The sequence below is a fragment of the Micromonospora sp. WMMD882 genome, assembly GCF_027497255.1.
In the GTDB taxonomy this organism is placed as follows: Bacteria; Actinomycetota; Actinomycetes; order Mycobacteriales; family Micromonosporaceae; genus Micromonospora.
In genome coordinates, this window is record NZ_CP114903.1 from 747,732 (window position 1) to 769,575 (window position 21,844).

Annotated in this window: 17 protein-coding genes; 13 read left to right on the forward strand and 4 right to left on the reverse strand. The window is 75.0% G+C overall.

The features are described from left to right. Window positions 1-25: 25 nt before the first annotated feature. The 6 genes from O7606_RS02955 (at window position 26) to O7606_RS02980 (ending at window position 12,125) form a co-directional block, all read left to right on the forward strand. Complete coding sequence (locus O7606_RS02955) at window positions 26-6,172, forward strand: type I polyketide synthase (RefSeq protein WP_281597429.1); 6,147 nt, start codon at window positions 26-28, stop codon at window positions 6,170-6,172. A gap of 27 nt (window positions 6,173-6,199) precedes the next feature. After that, entirely contained in the window at window positions 6,200-7,057 is an 858-nt protein-coding gene (locus O7606_RS02960) for a 3-hydroxyacyl-CoA dehydrogenase family protein (protein ID WP_281597430.1), read from the forward strand. 26 nt (window positions 7,058-7,083) lie between these two features. Then, a complete protein-coding gene (locus O7606_RS02965; RefSeq protein ID WP_281597431.1) occupies window positions 7,084-7,368 on the forward strand; it encodes an acyl carrier protein in 285 nt (94 codons plus the stop codon). Further along, a complete protein-coding gene (locus tag O7606_RS02970; RefSeq protein WP_281597432.1) occupies window positions 7,365-8,495 on the forward strand; it encodes an acyl-CoA dehydrogenase family protein in 1,131 nt (376 codons plus the stop codon). Before O7606_RS02965 ends, O7606_RS02970 begins: the two co-directional genes overlap by 4 nt. After that, window positions 8,492-9,565: an HAD-IIIC family phosphatase gene (locus O7606_RS02975; RefSeq protein ID WP_281597433.1), complete on the forward strand. Its 1,074-nt coding sequence runs from the start codon at window positions 8,492-8,494 to the stop codon at window positions 9,563-9,565. The genes O7606_RS02970 and O7606_RS02975 overlap by 4 nt, the downstream gene beginning before the upstream one ends. A gap of 595 nt (window positions 9,566-10,160) precedes the next feature. After that, window positions 10,161-12,125: a BTAD domain-containing putative transcriptional regulator gene (locus tag O7606_RS02980; protein ID WP_281597434.1), complete on the forward strand. Its 1,965-nt coding sequence runs from the start codon at window positions 10,161-10,163 to the stop codon at window positions 12,123-12,125. 19 nt (window positions 12,126-12,144) lie between these two features. Here O7606_RS02980 and O7606_RS02985 read toward each other — a convergent pair whose 3' ends face one another. Next, entirely contained in the window at window positions 12,145-12,810 is a 666-nt protein-coding gene (locus O7606_RS02985; RefSeq protein ID WP_281597435.1) for a class I SAM-dependent methyltransferase, read from the reverse strand. Window positions 12,811-12,840: 30 nt separating this feature from the next. Continuing rightward, on the reverse strand, window positions 12,841-14,082 hold the full coding sequence (hemA, locus tag O7606_RS02990; RefSeq protein ID WP_281597436.1) for a 5-aminolevulinate synthase: 1,242 nt from the start codon (window positions 14,080-14,082) through the stop codon (window positions 12,841-12,843). A 206-nt stretch (window positions 14,083-14,288) separates the two neighbouring features. Here hemA and O7606_RS02995 point away from each other — a divergent pair, with 206 nt between their 5' ends. The 7 genes from O7606_RS02995 (at window position 14,289) to O7606_RS03025 (ending at window position 20,745) form a co-directional block, all read left to right on the forward strand. After that, window positions 14,289-15,827 (forward strand): AMP-binding protein, encoded by a 1,539-nt coding sequence (locus O7606_RS02995; RefSeq protein ID WP_281597437.1) that lies wholly within the window; start codon window positions 14,289-14,291, stop codon window positions 15,825-15,827. Window positions 15,828-15,829: 2 nt separating this feature from the next. Then, window positions 15,830-17,350, forward strand: coding sequence for a long-chain fatty acid--CoA ligase (locus O7606_RS03000; protein ID WP_281597438.1), 1,521 nt, complete (start codon window positions 15,830-15,832; stop codon window positions 17,348-17,350). Beyond that, window positions 17,347-18,225 (forward strand): metallophosphoesterase, encoded by an 879-nt coding sequence (locus O7606_RS03005; RefSeq protein WP_281597440.1) that lies wholly within the window; start codon window positions 17,347-17,349, stop codon window positions 18,223-18,225. The genes O7606_RS03000 and O7606_RS03005 overlap by 4 nt, the downstream gene beginning before the upstream one ends. Beyond that, complete coding sequence (locus O7606_RS03010; RefSeq protein WP_281597441.1) at window positions 18,222-18,938, forward strand: 4'-phosphopantetheinyl transferase superfamily protein; 717 nt, start codon at window positions 18,222-18,224, stop codon at window positions 18,936-18,938. The genes O7606_RS03005 and O7606_RS03010 overlap by 4 nt, the downstream gene beginning before the upstream one ends. Window positions 18,939-18,944: 6 nt before the next feature. After that, the gene (locus O7606_RS03015; RefSeq protein ID WP_281597442.1) at window positions 18,945-19,697 is read left to right on the forward strand and encodes an alpha/beta fold hydrolase; all 753 of its coding nucleotides are present in this window, start codon (window positions 18,945-18,947) and stop codon (window positions 19,695-19,697) included. A gap of 83 nt (window positions 19,698-19,780) precedes the next feature. Further along, window positions 19,781-19,951, forward strand: coding sequence for a hypothetical protein (locus O7606_RS03020; protein ID WP_281597443.1), 171 nt, complete (start codon window positions 19,781-19,783; stop codon window positions 19,949-19,951). A gap of 56 nt (window positions 19,952-20,007) precedes the next feature. Continuing rightward, window positions 20,008-20,745 carry an NAD(P)H-binding protein gene (locus O7606_RS03025; protein ID WP_281597444.1) on the forward strand — a complete coding sequence of 246 codons (738 nt, stop codon included), beginning with the start codon at window positions 20,008-20,010 and terminating at the stop codon, window positions 20,743-20,745. Window positions 20,746-20,796: 51 nt separating this feature from the next. On the opposite strand, the gene O7606_RS03030 is transcribed toward O7606_RS03025, so the two are convergent. Then, window positions 20,797-21,540: a sigma factor-like helix-turn-helix DNA-binding protein gene (locus O7606_RS03030; RefSeq protein WP_281597445.1), complete on the reverse strand. Its 744-nt coding sequence runs from the start codon at window positions 21,538-21,540 to the stop codon at window positions 20,797-20,799. Window positions 21,541-21,570: 30 nt separating this feature from the next. Further along, complete coding sequence (locus tag O7606_RS03035) at window positions 21,571-21,690, reverse strand: sigma factor (RefSeq protein WP_281597446.1); 120 nt, start codon at window positions 21,688-21,690, stop codon at window positions 21,571-21,573. Between the last annotated feature and the right edge of the window lie 154 nt (window positions 21,691-21,844).

Sequence of the window (21,844 nt, forward strand, 5' to 3'; positions counted from 1 at the left end):
CCAGTCCGACAAGGAGAGGACCGCCATGGCGGCAGATCAGGTTGTCGAGGCCCTGCGCGCCTCCCTGCTGGACAACCAGCGGCTCCGGCAGGAGCGTGACGCGCTCGCCGGGCGGCTGCGGGAGCCGGTGGCGATCGTCGGTACGGCCTGCCGGTTCCCCGGTGGGGTCGGCACCCCCGACGAGCTGTGGGACCTGCTGGTCGCCGAACGCGACGGCGTCACCGAGGCGCCCGCCGACCGGGGCTGGGACCTGCCCGCCACCCCCGTGCTCAGGGGTGGCTTCCTGACCGACGCGCTCGACTTCGACGCCGCGTTCTTCGGTGTCTCGCCGCGCGAGGCGATCGCGATGGACCCGCAGCAGCGGTTGCTGCTGGAGGTCTGCTGGGAGGCCGTCGAGCGGGCCGGCATCGCGCCGCACAGCCTGCGCGGCGGCGACACCGCCGTCTACGCGGGCGTGATCAACAGCGACTACGGGGCCCGGCTCGGCCGCACCCCGGAGGACCTCGCCGGGTTCCTCGGCACCGGCGCCATCCCCAGCGTCGTCTCCGGCCGGGTGTCCTACCTGCTCGGGCTCGGAGGGCCCGCGGTCAGTCTGGACACCGCCTGCTCGTCCTCGCTGGTCGCGATCCACCTGGCCTGTCAGGCGCTGCGGGCCGGGGACACCTCGCTCGCCCTGGCCGGCGGGGTGACCGTGATGAGCACGCCCGGGGTGCTCAGCGGCGCGCACCGGCAGGGCGGGCTGGCCGGTGACGGCAGGTGCAAGTCGTTCTCGTCGGACGCCGACGGGGCCGCGTTCGGCGAGGGCGTCGGCGTGGTCGTCCTCGAACGGCTCTCCGACGCCCGCCGCCACGGCCATCCGGTGCTGGCCGTCATCCGGGGCTCGGCGGTCAACCAGGACGGCGCGTCCAACGGCCTCACCGCCCCGAACGGTCCCGCCCAGCGGCGGGTCATCCGGGCCGCGCTCGACAACGCGGGGCTCGCCCCGGCCGACGTCGACGCCCTGGAGGCGCACGGCACCGGCACCGTCCTCGGCGACCCGATCGAGGCGCAGGCCGTCCTGGAGGTCTACGGCCGGGACCGGCCCGCCGGACGGCCGCTGCTGATGGGCTCGCTCAAGTCGAACCTCACCCACACCCAGGCCGCGGCCGGGGTGGGCGGGGTGATCAAGATGGTGTTGGCGCTGCGGCACGGTCTGCTGCCGCGTTCGCTGCACATCGACGAGCCGACCGACCAGGTCGACTGGACCGAGGGCGACGTGACGCTGCTGCGCGCCGCGACCCCGTGGCCCGACCGTGGCGTTCCCCGGCGGGCCGGGGTGTCGTCGTTCGGCGCGAGCGGCACCAACGCCCACCTCATCCTGGAGTCCGCCCCGCCCGCCGCCGCCCCGCCGCCCGCCGCCGCCCCGCCGCCCGCTGCCGGCTCCGCGGCCCCGCCGCCCGCCGACGGGCCGGTGGCCTGGGCGTTGTCCGCCCGCACCCGGCCCGCGCTGCGTGCCCAGGCCGCCCGGCTGCACGCCCGGGTCAGCGCCGACCCGGGTCTGCGTCCGGCCGACGTCGGGCTGTCCCTGGCGCTGGGCCGCTCGCGGTTCGCCGAACGGGCGGTGGTGGTCGCCGCCGGTCGGGACGACCTGCTCGCCACCCTCGCCTCGGTGGCCCGCGACGAGGCCCCGCCGGTGGCCCGGGCCGGCGTCGCCGCGGTGCTCGGCGCCGCCCCGGCCAGACCCGACCGGGCCGTCTTCGTCTTTCCCGGTCTCGGCGCGGAATGGCCCGGCATGGCCCGGGACCTGCTGCGTGACTCGTCCGCCTTCGCCGCGCGGATGGCCGACTGCGAACGGGTCCTCGCCGCGCACCTCGACTGGTCCCCGGTCGCCGTGCTGCGTCAGGAGCCCGGCGCGCCCGACCTCGCCGACGTGCGGGTGCTGCAACCGGTCCTGTTCTCCGTCCTGGTGTCGCTGGCGGCGGTGTGGCAGGCCCACGGCATCGAGCCGGCCGCCGTCGTCGGGCACAGCCAGGGCGAGGTCGCGGCCGCCTGCGTCGCCGGCATCCTCAGTCTGGAGGACGCCGCCGCCGTCGCGGTCCGTCGCAGCCGCGCCCTCGCCACCGTGACCGGGGACGGCGGAATGGCCACCGTGCTGCTCTCCGCCGCCGAGGCCGAGGAGCTGATCGCGCCGTACGGGGGCCGGCTCTCCGTCGCCGCGGTCAACGGTCCCCGCGTCGTGGTGCTCGCCGGCGCGGCCGACGCCCTCGACGACCTCCTGGCCGGGGCGGACGTGATGGCGTTCCGGGCCCCGGTCGACTACGCCCCGCACAGCGCCGACGTCGAGCCGGTCCGCGACGCGCTGCGCACCGGACTCGCCGGGCTGCGACCACGACCGGGGCACGTGCCGATGGTGTCGACGGTGGACGGCGCGTGGGTCGACGGGACCACGCTCGACGCCGGGTACTGGTTCCGCAACCTGCGGCAGCCGGTGCTGTTCCACGACGCCGCCCGACTGCTGTTCGACGCCGGTCACCGCACGTTCGTCGAGGTCAGTCCACACCCGACGCTCGTGTTCAACCTGCAGGACGCCGCCGCCGGCTCCGTCGACCTCACCGTCGTCGAGACGCTGCGCCGCGACGACGGCGGCGGCGCCCGGCTGCTCGCCTCCCTGGGGCAGGCGTACGTGGCGGGGCTGGACGTCGACTGGCGTCCGGCGTACGAGGGCGTCGACGCCCGCCGCGTCGACCTGCCCACGTACGCGTTCCAGCGGCAGCGCTACTGGCTCGACGCGACCCGCGCCGGAGGCGACCCCGCGTCCATCGGGCAACGCGACCCCGGGCATCCGCTGCTGAGCGCCGCGGTCGACCTGCCCGCCGCCGATGGGACCGTCTTCACCGGCCGGCTGTCGCTCACCGAGCAGCCCTGGCTCGCCGACCACACGGTGCGCGGCGCCGTCCTGCTGCCCGGCGTCGTGTACGTCGAGATGGCCGCGCACGTCGGCGGTCAGCTCGGCTGCCCCCTGGTCGAGGACCTCACCCTCGCCGCCCCGCTGCTGCTGCCCCGCGACGACGCCGCCCAGTTGCGGCTGACCGTCAGCGGGCCGGACGGGGCGGGACGCCGTACCGTCGAGGTCCATTCCCGGATCGAGTCGGCGGGGCCGGACGCCGGGTGGACCGGCCACGGCACCGGGGTGCTCGCCCCGGCCGCCGCCGCGCCGCCGGCCGCGGAGCACCTGACCTGGCCGCCGGCCGGCGCGCGGCAGATGCGGGTCGGCGAGCTGTACCGCGTGCTGGCGGAGCGGGGGGTCGAGTACGGTCCGACCTTCCGGGGCCTGCGCGCGGCCTGGTCACGCGGCGACGAGGTGTTCGCCGAGGCGAGCCTGTCCGAGCTGGTCGGGGCCGACTTCCCGGTGCACCCGGCGCTGCTCGACGCGTTCCTGCACACCGTCACGCTGCGCGACGCCGGTGAGCGCCACGACGCCGAGCAGCCCGCCGGGACGGGCGTGCCGCTGCCGTTCGCCTGGCAGCGGGTACGCCTCTGGTCCGGCGCGCGGGCCGGGCAGGTGCTGCGGGTCGCGCTCCGCCCGGCCGGCCCGGACGCGATCTCGCTGCACGTCACCGACGAGGACGGCCGCGCCGTGGTCACGGTCGGCACGCTCACCATGCGCAGCGCGTCGTTCGACTCGCTGCGTCCGGTGACCGACTCGCTGTACCGGGTCGAGTGGACCCCGCTGGAGCGCCCGGCCGGGGCTCCGGTCGACGGCTACTGGGCCTGGCTCGGCTCGGACGACCCACGGCTGGTCCCGGCCGGCGCCCCGGAGGCGGTCGGCGACGTCGCCGGCCTGGACGCGGCGCTGCTGGTCTGCCCACCGACCCCGGACGCCGCCCCGGCGTCGGTGCGCGCGGCCACCACGGCCGTCCTGGCGGGTCTGCGCGACTGGCTGGCCCGCCCGGCGGCGGCGACCCCGCCGCTGGTCGTGCTCACCCGTGGCGCGGTCGACCTCGACGACGGGCCGGTGGACGTCGCGGGCGCGGCCGTGCGTGGCCTGGTCCGTTCGGCGCAGCAGGAACACCCGGGCCGGGTCGTCCTGGTCGACTCCGACGACCCGGCGGGCACCGCCGCCCTGCTGCCCGCGCTGCTCGCCGGTGACGAGCCGGAGGCGGCGCTGCGCGGCGGCCGGATCCTGGTGCCCCGCCTGCGTCCGGCGCCGCCGGCCGCCGGCCGGGTCGGCCCGTTCGACGACGCCGGCACCGTCCTGCTGGCGGGCGGCGGCGTGCTCGCCGGCATCCTCGCCCGACACCTGGTAGGCCAGCACGGCGTCCGCCGGTTGCTGCTGCTCAGCCGCCGGGGGACGGCCGCGCCCGGGGTGGGGGAGCTGGTCGCCGAGCTGACCGGGGCCGGCGCGCGGGTGAGCGTCGAGGCGTGCGACGTGACCGACCGGGCCGCGCTCGACGCCGCCCTGGCCGGCGTCCCGGCCGCGCATCCGGTGACCGCCGTGGTGCACACCGGCGGCGTGCTCGACGACGCGCTGTTCGCCGACGTCACCCCGGAACGGCTCGCCGGGGTGCTCGCGCCGAAGGTCGACGGCACGTGGAACCTGCACGAGGCGACCCGGGACCTGCCGCTGCGCGCGTTCGTCGTCTACACCTCGGTGGCCGCGCTGTTCGGCGGTCCCGGTCAGGCCGCGTACGGCGCCGCGAACGCCGCCGCCGCCGCGTTGACGAGCCTGCGCCGACGGGCCGGACTGCCGGGCACCGCGCTCGCCTGGGGGCTGTGGGAGCAGCGCAGCGGCCTGACCGGGGCGCTCTCCGACGCCGACGTGCGCCGGATGGCCCGTGGCGGGGTGCGACCGTTGACCGCCGAGGTCGGCGTCGCGCTGTTCGACGCGGCGCTGTCCCGCGCCGAGCCGCTGCTGGTCCCGGTGGCGCTGGACCTGGCGGCGTTCCGCGCCGCCCCGGCGCCGCACCTGCTCCGCTCGTTGGTCCGCGCGCCCGCCGCCGGGGCCGCCACGGTCGACCCGGGCCTGCGTGACCGGCTCGCCACGGCCGACGCCGACGGGCAGCTCGCCCTGCTGCTCGACGCGGTCCGGACGCACTCCGCCCAGGTGCTCGGCCACGCCGACGCCACCGCGGTCGACGCCGAGGACGCCTTCCTGGCCGTCGGCTTCGACTCGTTGACCGCGCTGGAGCTGCGTAACCGGCTCGCCGCGGCCACCGGCCTGAACCTGCTGCCGACCGTGGTGTTCTCCAGCGGCACGCCCGCCAAGCTCGCCGAGCTGGTGCGGACCGAGTGGGCGGCGACGCACGCCGCCGCGCGGCCGGCGGCCCCGGCGCGCGCCCCGGCCCGGTCGGCGGACGACGACCCGGTGGGCACGCTGTTCCGGCAGCTCGCCCGGCGGGGCAAGTCGGACGAGGCGATCGACCTGCTCAAGAACGTCTCGGCGCTACGGCCGGAGTTCCGCACCGCCGCCGAGCTGCGTGACTCGGCGCAGCCGCCGGAGCTGCTGCGGATCGCCGTGCACGACGACGCGCCGGAGCTGGTCTGCTTCGGGTCGCTGGTCGCGCTCGGCGGCGGCCACCAGTACGCCCGGCTGGTCGGGCGGTTCCGCGGCACGTACGGCGCGAGCACGCTCCCCGCGCCCGGGTTCGCGCCCGGCCAGCGGGTCCCGGCGAGCATGGCGGCGGTGCTGGAGTACCAGGCCGAGGAGATCGTCGCGCGGCTCGGCCCGGACCGGCGGCTGGTGCTGCTCGGCTCGTCCTCCGGCGGCATCACCGCCCACGGGGTCGCCGCGGAGCTGGAGCGACGCGGCGTGCGCCCGGCCGGCGTGGTGCTGCTCGACACCTACCTGGCCACCGACAAGGCGATGACCCAGTTCAACAGCGTGCTGCTGGGCGGCATGTTCGACCGGGAGGAGCAGGCGGTCCCGATGGACGCCGCCCGGTTGACCGCCATGGGCCGGTACTTCCGCCTGCTCGAGGACTACGAGCCGCCCCGGGTCGCGGCGCCCACCCTGCTGGTCCGGGCGTCCAGCCCGCTCGGTGAGGTGGGGCCGTCGGCCGGCGACTGGCGGTCGCGTTGGCCCGGCGCGACCACCGTCGTCGACGTGCCCGGCGACCACTTCTCGATGCTCGAGAAGCACGTGGACACCACCAGCGACGCGGTGTCCGCGTGGCTCGACCAGCTCCTGTCCTGACCCACCACGGAGAGGTTCGACACGACGATGAACGACCAACCCACCGGCGAACGGATCACCGTGGTCGGCGCGGGCGTCATGGGGGTCGGCATAACCGCCCTCGCGATCTCCCGTGGCCTGCCCGTCCTGCTGGTCGACGTGGACGGGGCCCGGCTGGCCGACGCCCGCGTGCGGATCGACGGGGAGCTGCGTATCGCCCAGCTTCTCGGCAAGCTGCCCGAGGGCACGGTGACGGGTCCGCTGGAGACGGCCACCACGCCGGCCGGCGCCGCCGACGCGACGATCGTCGTCGAGGCCACCACCGAGGATCTGGCGGTCAAGGCCAAGGTCCTGGCCGAGATCTCCACGATCCTGCGTCCGGGCACGCCGCTGGTGTCCAACACGTCGTCGATCCCGATCGACGAGCTGGCCGGGTTCGCGCGACGTCCGGCCGACGTGGTGGGCACCCACTTCATGAACCCGCCGTACCTGATCCGGACGGTCGAGGTCATCCGGGGCGCGCGTACCGGCGAGGACACCATGCTCGCGCTCGGCCGGTCGTTGGCGGCCCTGGGCCAGGAGCCGATCGTGGTCCGGGACGCCCCCGGCTTCGTGACCAGTCGCGTCCTGCACCCGATGATCAACGACGCGGCGCGGATCGTGCAGGAGGGCACCGCCGGCGTCGAGGACGTCGACAAGCTGATGGAGAACTGCCTCGGCCACCGCACCGGGCCGCTGCGCACCGCCGACCTGATCGGCATCGACAACCTCGTCGACTCGCTGCGGGTGCTGCACGAGCGCACCGGCGACGCCGGCTGCCGCCCCTGCGACCTGCTCCTGGAGAAGGTCCGACTGGGCCACCACGGCCGCAAGTCGGGACGCGGTTTCTACGAGTACGCCCACTGATCCGCCGACACCCCTACGGAGATGTGATGGAAGCGATGGACGGCACGGCAGCCCGCGACGACGTGGCCCCCGGCAGCCAGGTCGAGAAGGACATCCTGGCGTTCCTGGAGGCGCAGACCAGGCGTTCCTGGGACCCGCAGGTCGACCTGTTCGCCGCGGGCGGCCTCTCCTCCCTGTTCGCCATGCAGCTCGTGGTGCACCTGGAGCAGACCTACCGGATCGCGATCCGCGGCGCGGACCTGCGGCTGAACAACTTCCGGACGGTCACCAGCATGGTGGCCCTGGTGCGGCGGCTGCGGGGCACGCCGTGACCGACGCCGTGGCCGCCGCCGAGGCGATGGTCACCGATCTGGTGGGCGACCGGGCGCAGGAGTGGGACCGCTCCGGCCGGCTGCCCCGGGACCTGCTGACGAAGCTCGGCGCCGGCGGCTACCTGTGCCCCCGGGCGCCCGCCGGGCACGGCGGCCTGGGCTGGGACAGCGCCCAGGACGGGCGGTTCACCGCGCACGTGGGCAGCCTCTGCTCGTCGCTGCGCAGCGTGCTGACGTCGCAGGGCATGGCGGCCTGGACCATCGACCGGCTCGGCGCGGACGACCAGCGGGCCGATCTGCTCGCCCGGCTCACCGGCGGTGACCTCGCCGCGGTCGCGTTCAGCGAGCCGGGGGCCGGCAGTGACCTGTCGGCCATCACGACGCGGCTGGTCCGCGACGGTGACACGGTCGTGGTGACCGGGGTCAAGACGTGGTCGACGGCCGCCGCGTACGCCGACCTCGTGGTGGTCTTCGGCGTCCTCGACGACGACGGCGGGGCGGGGGCGGTGGTGGTGCCGACGGCCGCGCCCGGGGTCCGGGTCGACCGGATCGCCGACCCGCTGGGCTGCCGTGCCGCCGGCCACGCCGACGTACGCCTCGACGCCGTACGGGTGCCGTCGGCGTACCTGCTGGGCGGCGGTGGGCAGTTCCTGCCGTTGCTGGTCACCACCGCGCTCGCGTACGGCCGGATGTCGGTGGCCTGGGGTTGCGTCGGCATCCTGCGCGCCTGCCTCGCCGCCGCCGGCGCGCACGCGCGTACCCGGGAGCAGTTCGGCAGGGCGATCGGCGGCCATCAGCTCGTCGCCCGGCACCTGGCCGAGCTGCTGGTGGCCGAACGCAACGCCACCCACGCGTGCGAGCACGCCAGCCGCTGCTGGGACCAGGGCTCCCCGGACCAGGTGCTCGCCACCGTGCTGGCGAAGCACGTCAGCGCCACCGAGGCCGCCCGGGGGGCCGCGGTCGCCGTCCAGGTGCTGGCCTCGGCCGGGGCCCGCGACGGGACCGCCGTGGCGCGCGCGCTCCGGGACGCCAAGTGCATGGAGATCATCGAGGGCAGCAACGAGATGTGCCAGCTTCTGCTGGCCGATCACGTGCTGGCGGGCGCCGGCGCGGGGGAGCGGACATGAGCAGCACGGTGAAGTGCCTGGTCTGGGATCTCGACAACACGCTGTGGCGGGGCACCCTGCTGGAGGACGGCGAGGTCGTGGTGGACGACGCGGTCCGGCGGATCGTGACCGAGTTGGACTCCCGCGGCATCCTCCAGTCGGTGTGCAGCCGCAACGACCACGACCAGGCGTGGGCGCGGCTGGAGGCGCTCGGCCTGGCGGAGTACTTCGTCCTGCCCGAGATCGGCTGGGGACCGAAGTCCGAGTCGGTCCGCCGGATCGCCGAGAAGCTGAACTTCGCGCTGGGCGCGATCGCGTTCATCGACGACCAGCCGGCCGAGCGCGCCGAGGTGGCCTACCACCTGCCCGAGGTGGCCTGCTACCCGGCCGAGGCGGCGTCGACCCTGGCCGACCTGCCGGCGTTCACCCCCGCCACGAGCACTGTGGACTCCCGGCGTCGCCGACAGATGTACCAGGCCGGGTTCCGGCGCGACGCCGAGCGGGCCGGGTTCCGGGGCGCGGACGAGGACTTCCTGCGTACGCTCGACCTGGTGCTGCGCGTCGGCCGCGCCACCGAGGCGGAGCTGAGCCGGGTGGAGGAGCTCACCCTGCGCACCAGCCAGATGAACGCCACCGGCGTGCACTACTCGGACGGGACGCTGCGGGGCCTGCTGGGCGATCCGCGCCACGAGGTGCTCGTGGCGTCGCTGACCGACCGGTTCGGTCCGCACGGCGCGATCGGGGTGATCCTCGTCGAGAGACATCCGGACGTCTGGCACCTGCGGCTGCTGGCCACCTCCTGTCGGGTCGTCTCGTTCGGGGCCGGATCGGCGCTGCTCGGCTGGTTGGCCGACCAGGCGGCCCGCTCGGGCGCGCACTTCCTGGCCGACTTCCGCCCGACCGAGCGGAACCGGATGATGGAGATCGCCTACCGGTTCGCCGGTTTCGACGACGCGCACTGCGCCTGCCGGGCCGCCCTGGCCGACCCGGCGTCCCCGGACGTCCAGCGGCTGCACCTGACGCCGGCGACGTGGGACGGCCCGACCACCATGCGACTGGACGCCGTGGACCTGACGCCGGCCGCCCGCTGACGGGCGCTCCCGCCGCGCGGGTGGACGCCACGCGGGGGTCGGGGTGGGCGTGATCCGTCCCGCCCGGGAGAGCCAAAGGATTACGCAATGTATATATTCGAATACATGCAGAGAGGGTGGTCTGGGATGTGGCGCACGGCTCCCTTCTCGTCCCGGCGGGGTGAGTGCCGGCGACCCGACTCGCCGGAGCAGCTCAGCGGCATGATCAGCGGGCCGCGGGGGCGGCGGGCGGGTGGTCTGCGACGGACGCCCGCGACAACCGGCGGCGCGGACCGACCGGGCCGCTCCCGGGGCCGGTGGCGGCCCGCCGGGGCGCGGTGACCGCGGACGGGCACGCCAGGTCCGGGCCCGTCGCGCCGGGACGGTCGGCCGCGGTCGGCACCCACGACAGGTCGCGGCAGGGTGTCCCCGACCCGGCGGACCCTCCTGCGCCAGCCGGTCGGGGCTGGCCACGGCGGCATCCACGGCGGGTGACCCGCACCCGCGCAACCGATCCGAAAATACCGGCGCCACCTTCGGGCAGGTGAGCGATTCAGCTCTTTAGCGGCCTTTCCGAAGATCATCGTGAACGGTGCGAAACTAAAGGGGTAATCAGGTGGAGTTTCTCTTCCTCGGCCCGTTGGCGGTCCGCTCCGATGAACGTGAGGTGACAATTTCGGCCCCCCGGCAGCGGGTGGTCCTGGCCACCCTGCTGCTCAACCCGAACAATGTGGTGCCGGTCGACCGGATCGCGCGGTTCGTCTGGGACGACCCGTTGCCGCCCAGCGCGGCGGCCACGGTACGGACCTACGTCATGCGCCTGCGCCAGACCCTCGGCGAGTCCGGCTCCGCGCGGATCGTCACCCGGGCCCCCGGCTACCTCCTGCGGGCGGCGGAACACGAGACCGATCTCGGCCGGTTCCACGCGCACCGGATGGCGGCGAAACGGCTCGCCGAGCGCGACGACCTGCCCGGCGCCGTGGCGGAGCTCGACAAGAGCCTCGGGCTGTGGCGCAACGAGCCGTTCCTGGACGTGCCGTCGCCCCGGCTGCGTGACTTCGAGGGCGCCCGCCTGCGCGAGCTGCGGTTGCAGGTGTTCGGCTGGCGGGTGGACATGCAACTGTCCCTGCGCCGGCACGCGGAGCTGCTGCCCGAGCTGCGGCAGATCGTCCGCGAGCAGCCGCTCAACGAGGCGTTCGTCGGGCGGCTCATGCTGGCGCTGGCCCGCGCCGGTCAGCGTCCCGAGGCGCTCGACCTCTACCAGCGCACCCGGGCCGCCCTGATCGGCGAGATCGGCATGGAGCCGGGCGTCGAGCTGCGCGCGATCCAGGGCCGGATCCTGCGCGCCGAGGACGAGCCGCCGCCCGCCGCCACGGTACGCGTCGAGCCCGAGGAGCCCGCCGCGCCGGAGCCGGCGACCCCGGCGGCGGAGGCGGTGACGCCGGCGCCCCTGCCGGCGCAGTTGCCGCCCGCCTCACCCGACCTCACCGCCCGGGGCCGGGAGGTCGCGGAACTCGCGGCGCTGCTCGGCGCGCCGCGCGCCGAAGGGACCCGGCCGGGACCGCTCGCCGTCATCACCGGCGGCCCCGGCGCCGGCAAGACCAGCCTGCTGCTGCGCGCCGCGCACGCCGCCCGGGACGACTTCCCGGACGGGCAGCTCTACGCGAGCATCGAGAACGTCGCCGACCCCGCCGAGGTGGCCGCCCGGTTCCTCGTCGGGCTCGGCGTGCCCGAGCACGCCGTGCCCGGCGGCAGCGCCGACCGGCTCGCCAGGTACCGCTCGATCATCGTGCGGCGGCGGGTCCTCGTCGTGCTCGACGACGCCACCTGCGGATCCCAAGTGGTGCCGCTGCTGCCGGCCAGCGGTGAGAGCCGGGTCCTGGTCAGCAGCCGCTACCGCCTCGTCGAGCTGGGCTGGTCGCGCACCATCCAGCTCGAACCGCTCGACGACGACGAGTCGCTCGAACTGCTCGCGTCCGGCGTCGGCCGGGAACGGCTGCGGGCCGAGCCGGAGGCCGCCCGCTGGATCGCGCGGGCCTGCGGCGGGCTGCCCCTGGCGCTGCGGGTGGCGGGCCTGCGGCTGATGCGGCGGCCGGGCCGCCGGCTCGACGCGGCCGCGCGTCGGCTCGCCGATCCGCAGCGGGTCCTCGACGAGCTGGAGTACGGCGACCTGTCCGTACGCGCGGCGCTGGACCGGGCGCACGACGGCCTGGCCGGCCGGGGCCGGGCCGGCGGCGACCTGCGCCTCGTCCTGCGCCGGCTGGGCATGGTCAGCAACTGCTGCATCCGGCCGGGGCTGGTCGGGGTGCTCCTGAAGTGCCCCACGGACCGCGCCGAGGAGCTGCTGGACGACCTCGCCGACGCGCACCTGCTGAGCGTCGAGGACTGCGGCTGCTACCGGATGTCCTGGCTGACCTGGCTGTACGTCCGGGAGCGGTTGTACCGGGAGGAGCCGTCGGGCTACTACGTCGAGGCGGTACGACGGCTCAACCGGTACCGCCGGGCCGCCACCGAGCCGGGCTGCGCCACCTGCCCCCGGTGCGACCGGCCGCGCCTGGCGGTCGCGACGCGGCTGCCCTGACCGCACGACGCCGCCGGCCTCAGGGCCGGCGGCGCAGCAGCGTGACGCCGTCGGCGACGGCGAGCAGGCTCAGGTCCACCCGCTCGTCGGTACGCAGCCGGGCGTTCAGCTCGCGGATCGCCACGGTGTCCGGGTCCTCGGCCGCGGGGTCGACGACCCGACCGAAGAACAGCGTGTTGTCGACGACGATCAGCCCGCCCGGACGCGTCAGCGACAGGCCCAGCTCGTAGTAGTCCGGGTAACCGGTCTTGTCCGCGTCGACGAAGACCAGGTCGAAGCCGCCCGGCCCCTCCTCGGCCAGCAGCGTGGCCAGCGTCTCCCGGGCGTCGCCGATCCGCAGGTCGATGCGGTCGGCCACCCCGGCCCGCTGCCAGTAGCCCACCCCGATCGACGGCCACCGGTCGGTGATGTCGCAGGTCACCAGGCGGCCGTCCGGCGGCAGCGCGCGGGCCAGGCAGAGGGTGCTGTAGCCGGTGAACGTGCCGACCTCCAGGACCGAGCGGGCGCCCACCAGGCCGGCGAGCAGCGCGAGGAGCTGGCCCTCCTCGGGCGGCACCTGCATCGCCGCGCCGGCGGGCAGGTCGGCGGTCTCCGCGCGCAGCTCACGCAGGATGTCGTCCTCGCGTAGCGACACCTCGCGCAGGTACCCGGCGAGACCGGGGGTGACGGTGATCTGGTCGGCCACAGGGGTCCTTCGGGTCGGCGGACGGACGGGTCAGGACGTCGAGACGGTCACCCTGGACGTGGGGGAGCGGCTCTGCGCCAGCTCGCCCCAGATCGCGTCGAGCGCGTCGACGAAGCCGCGCACGCCGTCGGTGGAGTGCACCGCGCCGGGCGCGACCCGCAGGATCTCCCGACCCACCGGGACGCTGGGCGCGTTGATCGACTGGACGTAGATGCCGTGCCGCGCCAGCAGCAGGTCGGAGATGCGCCGGCAGGTGGCGTCCTCGCCGACCAGCACCGAGACGATGTGCGACTCGTCGGACAGGAACGGGATGCGGCGCTCCCGCAGCAGCCGGTGCATCAGCGTGGCGTTCTCCCGCAGCCGGACGCGCTCGGCGTCCGAGCGGCGCAGGTGCCGTACCGCGGCGAGCCCGCCGGCCACCACCGCCGGGGGCAGCGCGGTGGTGAAGATGAACGACCGGGCCAGCCCCCGGACCACGTCGATCACGTCGGCCGGCCCGGCGATGTAGCCGCCGGTGGTGCCGAAGCCCTTCGCCAGGGTGCCCATGACCACGGTGAACGCGTCGGCGAGGCCCAGGCTGGCGGCGATGCCGGCGCCCTGCGGGCCGTACATGCCGACGGCGTGGACCTCGTCGAGGAACGTCACCGCCCCGTACCGGTCGGCGATGTCGGCGATCCGGGCCAGCGGCGCGATGTCGCCGTCCATCGAGTACACCGACTCGGTGACGATCATCTTGGGGCGGGCCGGGTCCTCGGCGGCGACCAACTCCTCCAGGTGGTCCGGGTCGTTGTGCCGGAAGATCCGCTTCTCGGCACCGCTGTGCCGCAGCCCGTCGATGATCGAGGCGTGGTTCTTCTCGTCGGAGAACACCAGGCAGCCCTCGATCCGCCCGGCGAGCACCGACAGCGCGCCCTCGTTGGCGGTGTAGCCCGAGGCGAACAGCAGGGCGTCGTCCTTGCCGTGCAGCTCGGCGAGCTCGCGCTCCAGCTCCGAGTGCCAGGTGTTCGTCCCGGCGATGTTGCGGGAGCCGCCCGCGCCCGCGCCGGAGGCGGTGATGGCGTCGCGCATCGCGGCCAGCACGCCGGGGTGCTGCCCCATGCCCAGGTAGTCGTTGCTGCACCAGACGCTGATCTCGGCGGGCGTGCCGTCCCGGTTGCTGCGGGCCGTGGGAAAGCTGCCGGCGACCCGGACGACCTCGAGGAACTCGCGCTGGTGCCCGGCGGACTCCAGGTCGTGGCGCAGCCGCCGCAGGGCGTCGAGGTAATGCGACAAGGGAGTCGACCCACTCTCTGTGTTTCACGGCGATCCGCTCCGGTGGACGCTTATCCTGGCAGCGCCGAATATCGTCTTGATAGCGGCACGGTGGCTGCTCCGAGTGAATGCGGCAGGTGCCGTGACAGCCGTGGCGAACACTTTGTGTTTTATTGACGGGCCGCTATGCTCGCAGCAATTCCGCCACGCGAGGAGGCGAATCCGCCATGCCCGCCAACGACACGTACGTCAGTCGGATACTCCAGGTCCTCGGCGAGGATCCCGGCAAGGTGGTGATGGTCGGGCGGAACGTCACCATGACCGCGGCGGAGCTCGCCGGCACGGTCCGTTCGGCCGCCGCGGTGCTCCGGCGGCGGTTCGCCGGCGGCCCGGCCCCGGTGGTCGGCATCCTCACCGTGACCAACTCCCCGGCCACGCTGATCCTCCGGTACGCCGCGAACCTGGTCGGCGCGACCGCGGCGCACCTGCACACGACGAACGCCGTCGACCCGAACGACCGGCTCGGCCTCGACGCCCTCCGGCGCATCGTCGAGGAGACCGGCGTCACGGTGCTCGCCACCGACGCCGAGAACGTCGACCGGGCCCGCGCGGTCCGCGACAGCCTCCCCTCGGCGACGCACCTGGCGGCGCTCGGCCGGCTCGGCCTCGACGTCGTCGACCTGACCCGGGGCGACCGGGCGTTCGACGAGTCCACGGTGGCGGTCGACGCCGGGGCCGACGCGGTCGTCACCTACACCAGCGGCACCACCGGCCGACCCAAGGGCATCGTGCTCAGCTTCCGTACCCGGCGGGGCTTCATCACCGGCGGCCTCCAGCAGGCGGACCGGGCGACGTACCTGGCGACCCTGCCGATGAGCCACTCCAGCGGCCAGGCGGCCGACGACACGCTCGCCTCGGGCGGCGTGGTGGTCCTGCACGACGGCTTCGACGCCGGCGCCGTGCTGGACGCCGTGGCGGAGCACCGGGTGACCCGGCTGCTCGTCTCGCCGTCCCAGCTCTACCTGCTGCTGGACCATCCGGCGATCGACCGTGCCGACCTGTCGAGCGTCCGGGTGCTCAGCTACACCGGCGCGCCCGCCTCGCCGGAGCGCCTGGCCCTGGCGGCGAAGCGGTTCGGCCCGGTGCTCCTGCAGGTCTACGGGACCAGCGAGGCCGCGGCCATCTCCATGCTGACCCCGGTCGAGCACGGTGACCCGGCGCTGCTGGGCACCGCGGGCCGACCCGTCTTCGCCGAGGTGCGCGTCCGGGACGAGACCGACGGGCGCGACCTGCCGACCGGCGGGGTGGGGGAGATCCAGGTGCGCACGTCGTACGGCATGACCCGCTACGTCGCCGATCCGGAGCTGACCGCCCGGACCCTGCGCGACGGCTGGTTCCACACCGGCGACCTGGGCTTCCTCGACGCGAACGGCTACCTCACCATCTGCGGCCGGCGGGGAGAGGTGATCAAGACGAACGGCATCAAGATCTATCCGGCGGTGGTCGAGCGGGCCCTGATGACGCATCCCGGCGTCGCCCAGGCCGCCGTGTTCGCCGTGGTGGACGGCGACCGGGTGGAGCACCTGCACGCCGCGGTGGTCCCCCGGGACGGCCACGACCTCACCGGGGACGAGCTGCGGGAGCACGTCGCCACCCGGCTGTCCGGCAAGCAGGCCCCCGCGCGGTTCCACCTCCGCGCCGCCCTGCCGCTGACCGGCATCGGCAAGCCCGACAAGGCCCGACTGGCCGCGGAAGCGAGCGGCTGAGCATGTCCGTCTCCCTCGCCACCGTGCTCGCCGAGTCGGCCCTGCGTCGCCCGGACCATCCCGCGCTCGTCACCGACGCGGTCACCCTGACGTACCGCCAACTGTGGTCCGGCGCCCGCCGCCACGCCACGGTGCTGCGCCGGCACGGCATCGGCCCCGGCGACCGGGTGGCGCTGCTGCTGCCGAACTCGCCGGAGTTCCCGATGGCCTACTTCGGGGCGCTCGCGCTGGGCGCGACCGTCGTGCCGCTGCCGACGACGCTGCGGGCCGGGGAGATCGGGTACGTCCTCACCGACTCCGCGGCGGCCGTGCTGGTCCGCGCCGACGGGCCGGGATCCGACGCCGGCGTCGAGGCCGCCGACGCCACCGGCACGCCGGTCCTCACGTTGACCGGCGACTTCGCGCGCGACGCCGAGCCGATCCCCGGTCCGGTGCCCCGCGCGCCGGAGGACGTCGCGCTGATCCTCTACACCTCCGGGACCACCGGGCGGCCCAAGGGCACGATGCTCACCCACCTCAGCGTGTTCCTCAACGTCGAGCTGGGCAGGGAGTCGCCGTTCGCGATGGTCGCCGACGACGTACTGCTCGGCTGTCTTCCGCTGTTCCACACGTTCGGCCAGATCTGCGGCATGGCCACGACGTTCCGGGCCGGCGCGACGATGGTGCTGATGGACCGTTTCGACGGTCCGCGGGCGGTGCGGCTGATGGCCGCGCACGGCTGCACCGTGCTGATGGGCGTCCCGACGATGTACCACGCGCTGCTCGCCGCGACCGAGCACGGCCCGGTCCCGCCGCTGGACCGGGCGTTCTCCGGCGGCTCGGCGTTGCCCGTCGCGGTCCTGGAGACGTTCGAGGAGCGGTTCGGCTGCCCGGTCTACGAGGGGTACGGGCTCACCGAGGCCTCGCCCGTGGTCGCGTACAACCAGCCGGCGTGGCCGCGTCGGCCCGGCACGGTCGGCAGGCCGATCTGGGGCGTCGAGGTGGTGATCGCCCGCGCCGACGTCGACGACCGCGTCGAGCCGGTGCCCGTCGGCGAGATCGGTGAGATCGTCGTCCGGGGGCACAACGTGATGGCCGGCTACCTGAACCACCCGGAGGCGACGGCGACGACCGTCGTGGACGGTTGGCTCCGCTCCGGCGACCTCGGCCTGTTCGACGCCGACGGCTACCTGCGCGTCGTGGACCGCAAGAAGGACCTGGTGATCCGGGGCGGCTTCAACGTCTACCCGCGTGAGCTGGAGGAGACGCTGATCCGGCACCCGGCGGTGGCCCAGTGCGCGGTGATCGGCGTTCCGCACCCCACGCTCGGCGAGGAGGTCTGCGCCGTGGTCGTGCCGCGACCCGCCGACGCGGCGGACGGTGAGCTGCCCGGACGGATCGTGGCCTGGTGCCGCGAGCGGATGGCCGGTCACAAGTACCCCCGCCTGGTGGTGCTCACCGACGCCCTGCCGCTCGGGGCCAGCGGCAAGGTCCTCAAGCGGGAGCTGGTCGCCCGGTACGCCGCCCCGGGCGCGCTGCCGTGACCGCCGACGGCCGGTTGACGGCGGTCAGCGACCTGCACGTCGCGCACGCCGAGAACCGGGAGATCGTCAGCCGGATGCGTCCCGGGTCACCGGACGACTGGCTGCTGGTCGCCGGGGACGTCGCCGAACGGTTCGCGGACGTGCGGTGGGCGCTGGGCCTGCTCGCCGAGCGGTTCGCGAAAGTGGTGTGGGCGCCGGGCAACCACGAGCTGTGGACGCCGCCCGACGACCCGGTCACCGCGCGCGGCGTCGAGCGCTACGAGCTCCTGGTGGAGCTGTGCCGCGACCTGGGGGTGGTCACGCCCGAGGATCCGTACCCGGTCTGGCACGGCGAGGGCGGCCCGGCGCGGATCGTCCCGCTGTTCCTGCTGTACGACTACACGTTCCTGCCGCCCGGCCTGACGACGAAGGAGGCGGCGCTGGCCCACGCCTACGAGACCGGTGTGGTGTGCACCGACGAGATGCTGCTGCACCCCGACCCGTACCCGAGCCGCGAGGCGTGGTGCGAGGACCGGGTCACCAGGACGGAGAAACGGCTGACCGACCTCGACCCCGCCCTGCCCACCGTGCTGGTCAACCACTATCCGCTGGTCCGCACCCCGACCCGGATCCTGCGCTACCCGGTCTTCGCCCAGTGGTGCGGCACCGTCCGGACCGCCGACTGGCACACCCGGTTCGGCGCGGCGGCGGCCGTCTACGGGCACCTGCACATCCCCCGGACCACCTGGCACGACGGCGTGCGCTTCGAGGAGGTGTCGCTCGGTTATCCCCGCGAGTGGCGGGCCCGGGGCGTGCCGACCCCCGGCCGACCACGGCAGATCCTGCCTGATCCGGGCACCCCCGCCGAGACCTGGTTCGGGGCGGGGCGGCTGTGATCGCCACGATCGTGCCCGCCCGCGCCGTGGCGGTCGAGACGTTCGGTGACCCGCCGGAGCGGATCGCGCTGTTCCCCGAGGAGGAGGCCGTCCTCGGCGGGTCGGTGGCGAAACGTCGGGACGAGTTCACCGCCGCCCGGTGGTGCGCCCGGACCGCGCTGCGCCGACTGGGTCGGCCCGCCGCGCCGATCCTGCCGGGGGAACGGGGCGCGCCCGGCTGGCCGGCCGGCATCGTCGGCAGCATCACCCACTGCGACGGTTACCGGGCGTGCGTCCTGGCCCGGGAGACCGACCTGGTCACCGTCGGCATCGACGCCGAGCCCCACGCGCCGCTGCCCGACGGGATCCTCGACGCGATCGGGCTGCCCGCCGAGCTGGACCGGATCCGTCGACTTGCCGCGCAGACGCCCCGGATCGCCTGGGACCGCCTGCTGTTCAGCGCGAAGGAGGCGGTCTACAAGGCGTGGTTCCCGCTGACCCACCGCTTCCTGGACTTCGACGAGGCCGACATCGTCCTCGTCCCGGACGGCACGTTCACCGCGACCCTGCTCACCGCCGGGCCGGTGACGCCGGGCGGGCCGCTCACCGGTCTCGTCGGCCGGTGGGCCCAGACCGACGACCACGTCTTCACCTGCACGGCCATCGCGCGGGACGCCGCGCCGACAAGCACCGCGCCGACAAGCACCGCGCGGGACGCCGCGCCGACGAGTTAGGACGACATGACCGACGCCCTCTGGTTCCGGCGTTTCCAGCCCACCGACCCGACCACGCGCCGGCTCGTCTGCTTCCCGCACGCCGGCGGGTCCGCGAGCTGGTTCCGGCCCGTCGCCCAGGCCCTCGCGCCGGAGGTGGACGTGGTCGCCGTGCAGTACCCCGGCCGTCAGGACCGGCGCGCCGAGCCCTGCGTGGACGACATCGGCGTGCTGGCCGACCGGCTGCGGGCGGCGCTGACCGGGTGGGGGCCGAGGCCGCTGACCCTGTTCGGCCACAGCATGGGCGCCGTCGTCGCGTACGAGGTGGCCCGGCGGCTGCGCCGCGACCATCCGGACCAGCCGCTGCACCTGTTCGCCTCCGGTCGCCGCGCCCCGCACCGGACCCGGACGGAGTCGGTGCACGCCCGCGACGACGCCGGGATCGCCGCCGAGGTGCGCCGGCTGGGCGGCACGGAGGCGGCGCTGCTGGGCGACCCGGAGGTGCTGCAAATGATCATGCCCGCGTTGCGCGGCGACTACCGGGCGATCGAGACGTACCGGTGGCGGCCGGACGGGCCGCCGCCCTGCCCGGTCACCGTGCTGACCGGCGACCGGGACCCGCACACCACCCTCGACGAGGCGCGGGACTGGGCGCGGCACTCCCGGGAGCCGTTCGACCTGCACGTCCTTCCCGGCGGCCACTTCTTCCTGGCCGAGCAGGCGCCCGCCGTGCTGGACGTGCTCCGCGCCCACCTCTCGGCCGCCACGGCCCGCGGGTGAGCCGGACGGCGACGCGGCGTCCCGGTCCGTTCGGGACGGGTGTACCTGGCGGACCGGGACGCCGCGCCGGTTGACTGGCCGGCATGACCGACATCACGCCGGACCACTTCCCGGCCCACGTCAAGAGCTCCTACGTCAACTGCTCGGAGTACGCCCGGGCCGCCCGGCTGACCCCGCCGCCGGCCGCCACGGCCACGACCGCCGCGGATCGTCCGGCCGTGGCTGTCACAACCGGGGCGGCTGTCCGGTCCTAGCTGGCGACGCCGGAGGACATCCGGCGTCGCCGACCGAGACAGAGGGTGTGAGGGGCATGAAGATCGCCGTGCTGGGTGGTACCGGACTGATCGGGTCGCAGGTCGTCACGATCCTCCGGGCGCAGGGACACGAGGCGACGCCGCTGTCGCCGAGCACCGGGGTGGACCTGCTCACCGGCGAGGGCCTCGACACCGGGCTCAAGGGCGCCGACGTCGTGCTGGACCTGACGAACTCGCCCAGCTTCGACGAGACGTCGGCCGACTTCTTCCGCGCCACCACGGGCAACCTGCTCGCCGCCGCCGGGCGGGAGGACGTCGGCCACGTCGTGGTGCTGTCCATCGTCGGCGTCGACCAGGTGCCGGACGTCGCGTACTACCGGGCCAAGACGTTGCAGGAGGAGCTGGTCGCGGCAGGCCCGGCGCCGTACTCGATCGTCCGCGCCACCCAGTTCTTCGAGTTCGTCGACGCGATCCTGTCCTGGACCGCCGACGGCGACACGGTACGGCTGCCCGCCACGCCGGTGCAGCCGATGGCGTCGGCCGACGTGGCGCGGGCGGTGGCCGGGGTGGCCGTGGGCGCGCCGCTGCGCGGCGTGCGGAACGTGGCCGGCCCCGAGGTGTTCGGCCTCGACGAGCTCGGCCGGGTGGCGTTGGCCGCGAAGGGCGACCCCCGCGCCGTCGTGGTCGACCCCATCGCCGGCGTGTTCGGCGCGGTGCCCGGCGACGTGCTCACCGCCCCGGAGGGCGCGGTCCTGGTGACCACCACCTACCGGCAGTGGCTGTCGTCGCGCTGAGCCGTCGGGACGGGCGGCCGGTGACCCCGACGGGTCACCGGCCGCCCGCCGTCACGACCGGACCGGCGGCGCCCCGGCGACCGGAGCGAAAGCGCCCAGCTTGTCGGGGTTCAACATCCACAGCAACTGTTCGACGCCGGCCTCGGAGGCGACCACCGCGACCACGCCGAGCAGCGTGCCGCCCCGGCTCAGCACGGCGGCGGGGTGCCCGTTCGCCTCGACCCACCGCACGTCCACGCCGGCCCAGAACCACTTCGCGGACGTCGCGAGGAACCGCGCCACCCGGTCCGCGCCGACGACGACCCGGCGGGCCACCCCACGCGCGCCGTTGCCGTCGGAGACGCTTGTCGCGTCCGCCGCCAGCAGCCGTTCCAGCGCGGGCAGGTCACCGCCGCGGGCGGCGTCGACGAAGGCCGCCAGCAGCCGCCGCTGGGCGGCCTGCGGCGTCGGGGTCCGCCGCGCGCCGGCGAGGCGTCGGCGGGCGCGGCTGACCAGTTGGCGCGCCGCCGGCTCGGTGCCGTCGAGGATCTCGGCGATCCGGGGGTACGGGTGGTCGAACGCCTCCCGCAGCACGTACGCCGCCCGCTCGTGCGGCGTCAGCTTCTCCATCAGCGTCAGCACGGCGAGCGCCAGCGCCTCCCCGCGTTCGGCGCCCAGGAACGGGTCCGCGCTCGTGTCGACCGGCTCCGGCAGCCACGGCCCGACGTACGTCTCCCGGCGTCTGCGCGCCGACTGCAACTCGTTGATGGCCAGCCGGGTGGTGGTGGTCGCCAGGAACGCGCCCGGGGCGGTCACCGCGCGGCGGTCGGTGGCCTGCCAGCGCAGCTAGACCTCCTGCACCAGGTCCTCGGCCTCGCTGACGCTGCCGAGCATGCGGTACGCGATGCCGAACAGGCGTGACCGCACGCCGGTGAAGACCGACACCGCCTCGTCGCGATCGTCCACCGTCACCCTTCCCCGGTCGCCCCTGCCCGGGCCGGTCGGCTGCCCGGACGCTGAGGGGTGTTCACTCGCCGGCAACCATGTCAATCTATCTGGTGGGGAGAATGTCGATGGGCCTGGAGTCCGGTCGGCTTCGTGCCGGTCGCCGGGCGTCCTG

What these genes read in the sequence shown, in the direction of transcription:
- O7606_RS02955 (WP_281597429.1), top strand. Translation starts at nt 26, where the DNA reads ATGGCGGCAGATCAGGTTGTCGAGGCCCTGCGCGCCTCCCTGCTGGAC.
- O7606_RS02960 (WP_281597430.1), top strand. Translation starts at nt 6,200, where the DNA reads ATGAACGACCAACCCACCGGCGAACGGATCACCGTGGTCGGCGCGGGC.
- O7606_RS02965 (WP_281597431.1), top strand. Translation starts at nt 7,084, where the DNA reads ATGGAAGCGATGGACGGCACGGCAGCCCGCGACGACGTGGCCCCCGGC.
- O7606_RS02975 (WP_281597433.1), top strand. Translation starts at nt 8,492, where the DNA reads ATGAGCAGCACGGTGAAGTGCCTGGTCTGGGATCTCGACAACACGCTG.
- O7606_RS02995 (WP_281597437.1), top strand. Translation starts at nt 14,289, where the DNA reads ATGCCCGCCAACGACACGTACGTCAGTCGGATACTCCAGGTCCTCGGC.
- O7606_RS03000 (WP_281597438.1), top strand. Translation starts at nt 15,830, where the DNA reads ATGTCCGTCTCCCTCGCCACCGTGCTCGCCGAGTCGGCCCTGCGTCGC.
- O7606_RS03015 (WP_281597442.1), top strand. Translation starts at nt 18,945, where the DNA reads ATGACCGACGCCCTCTGGTTCCGGCGTTTCCAGCCCACCGACCCGACC.
- O7606_RS03020 (WP_281597443.1), top strand. Translation starts at nt 19,781, where the DNA reads ATGACCGACATCACGCCGGACCACTTCCCGGCCCACGTCAAGAGCTCC.
- O7606_RS03025 (WP_281597444.1), top strand. Translation starts at nt 20,008, where the DNA reads ATGAAGATCGCCGTGCTGGGTGGTACCGGACTGATCGGGTCGCAGGTC.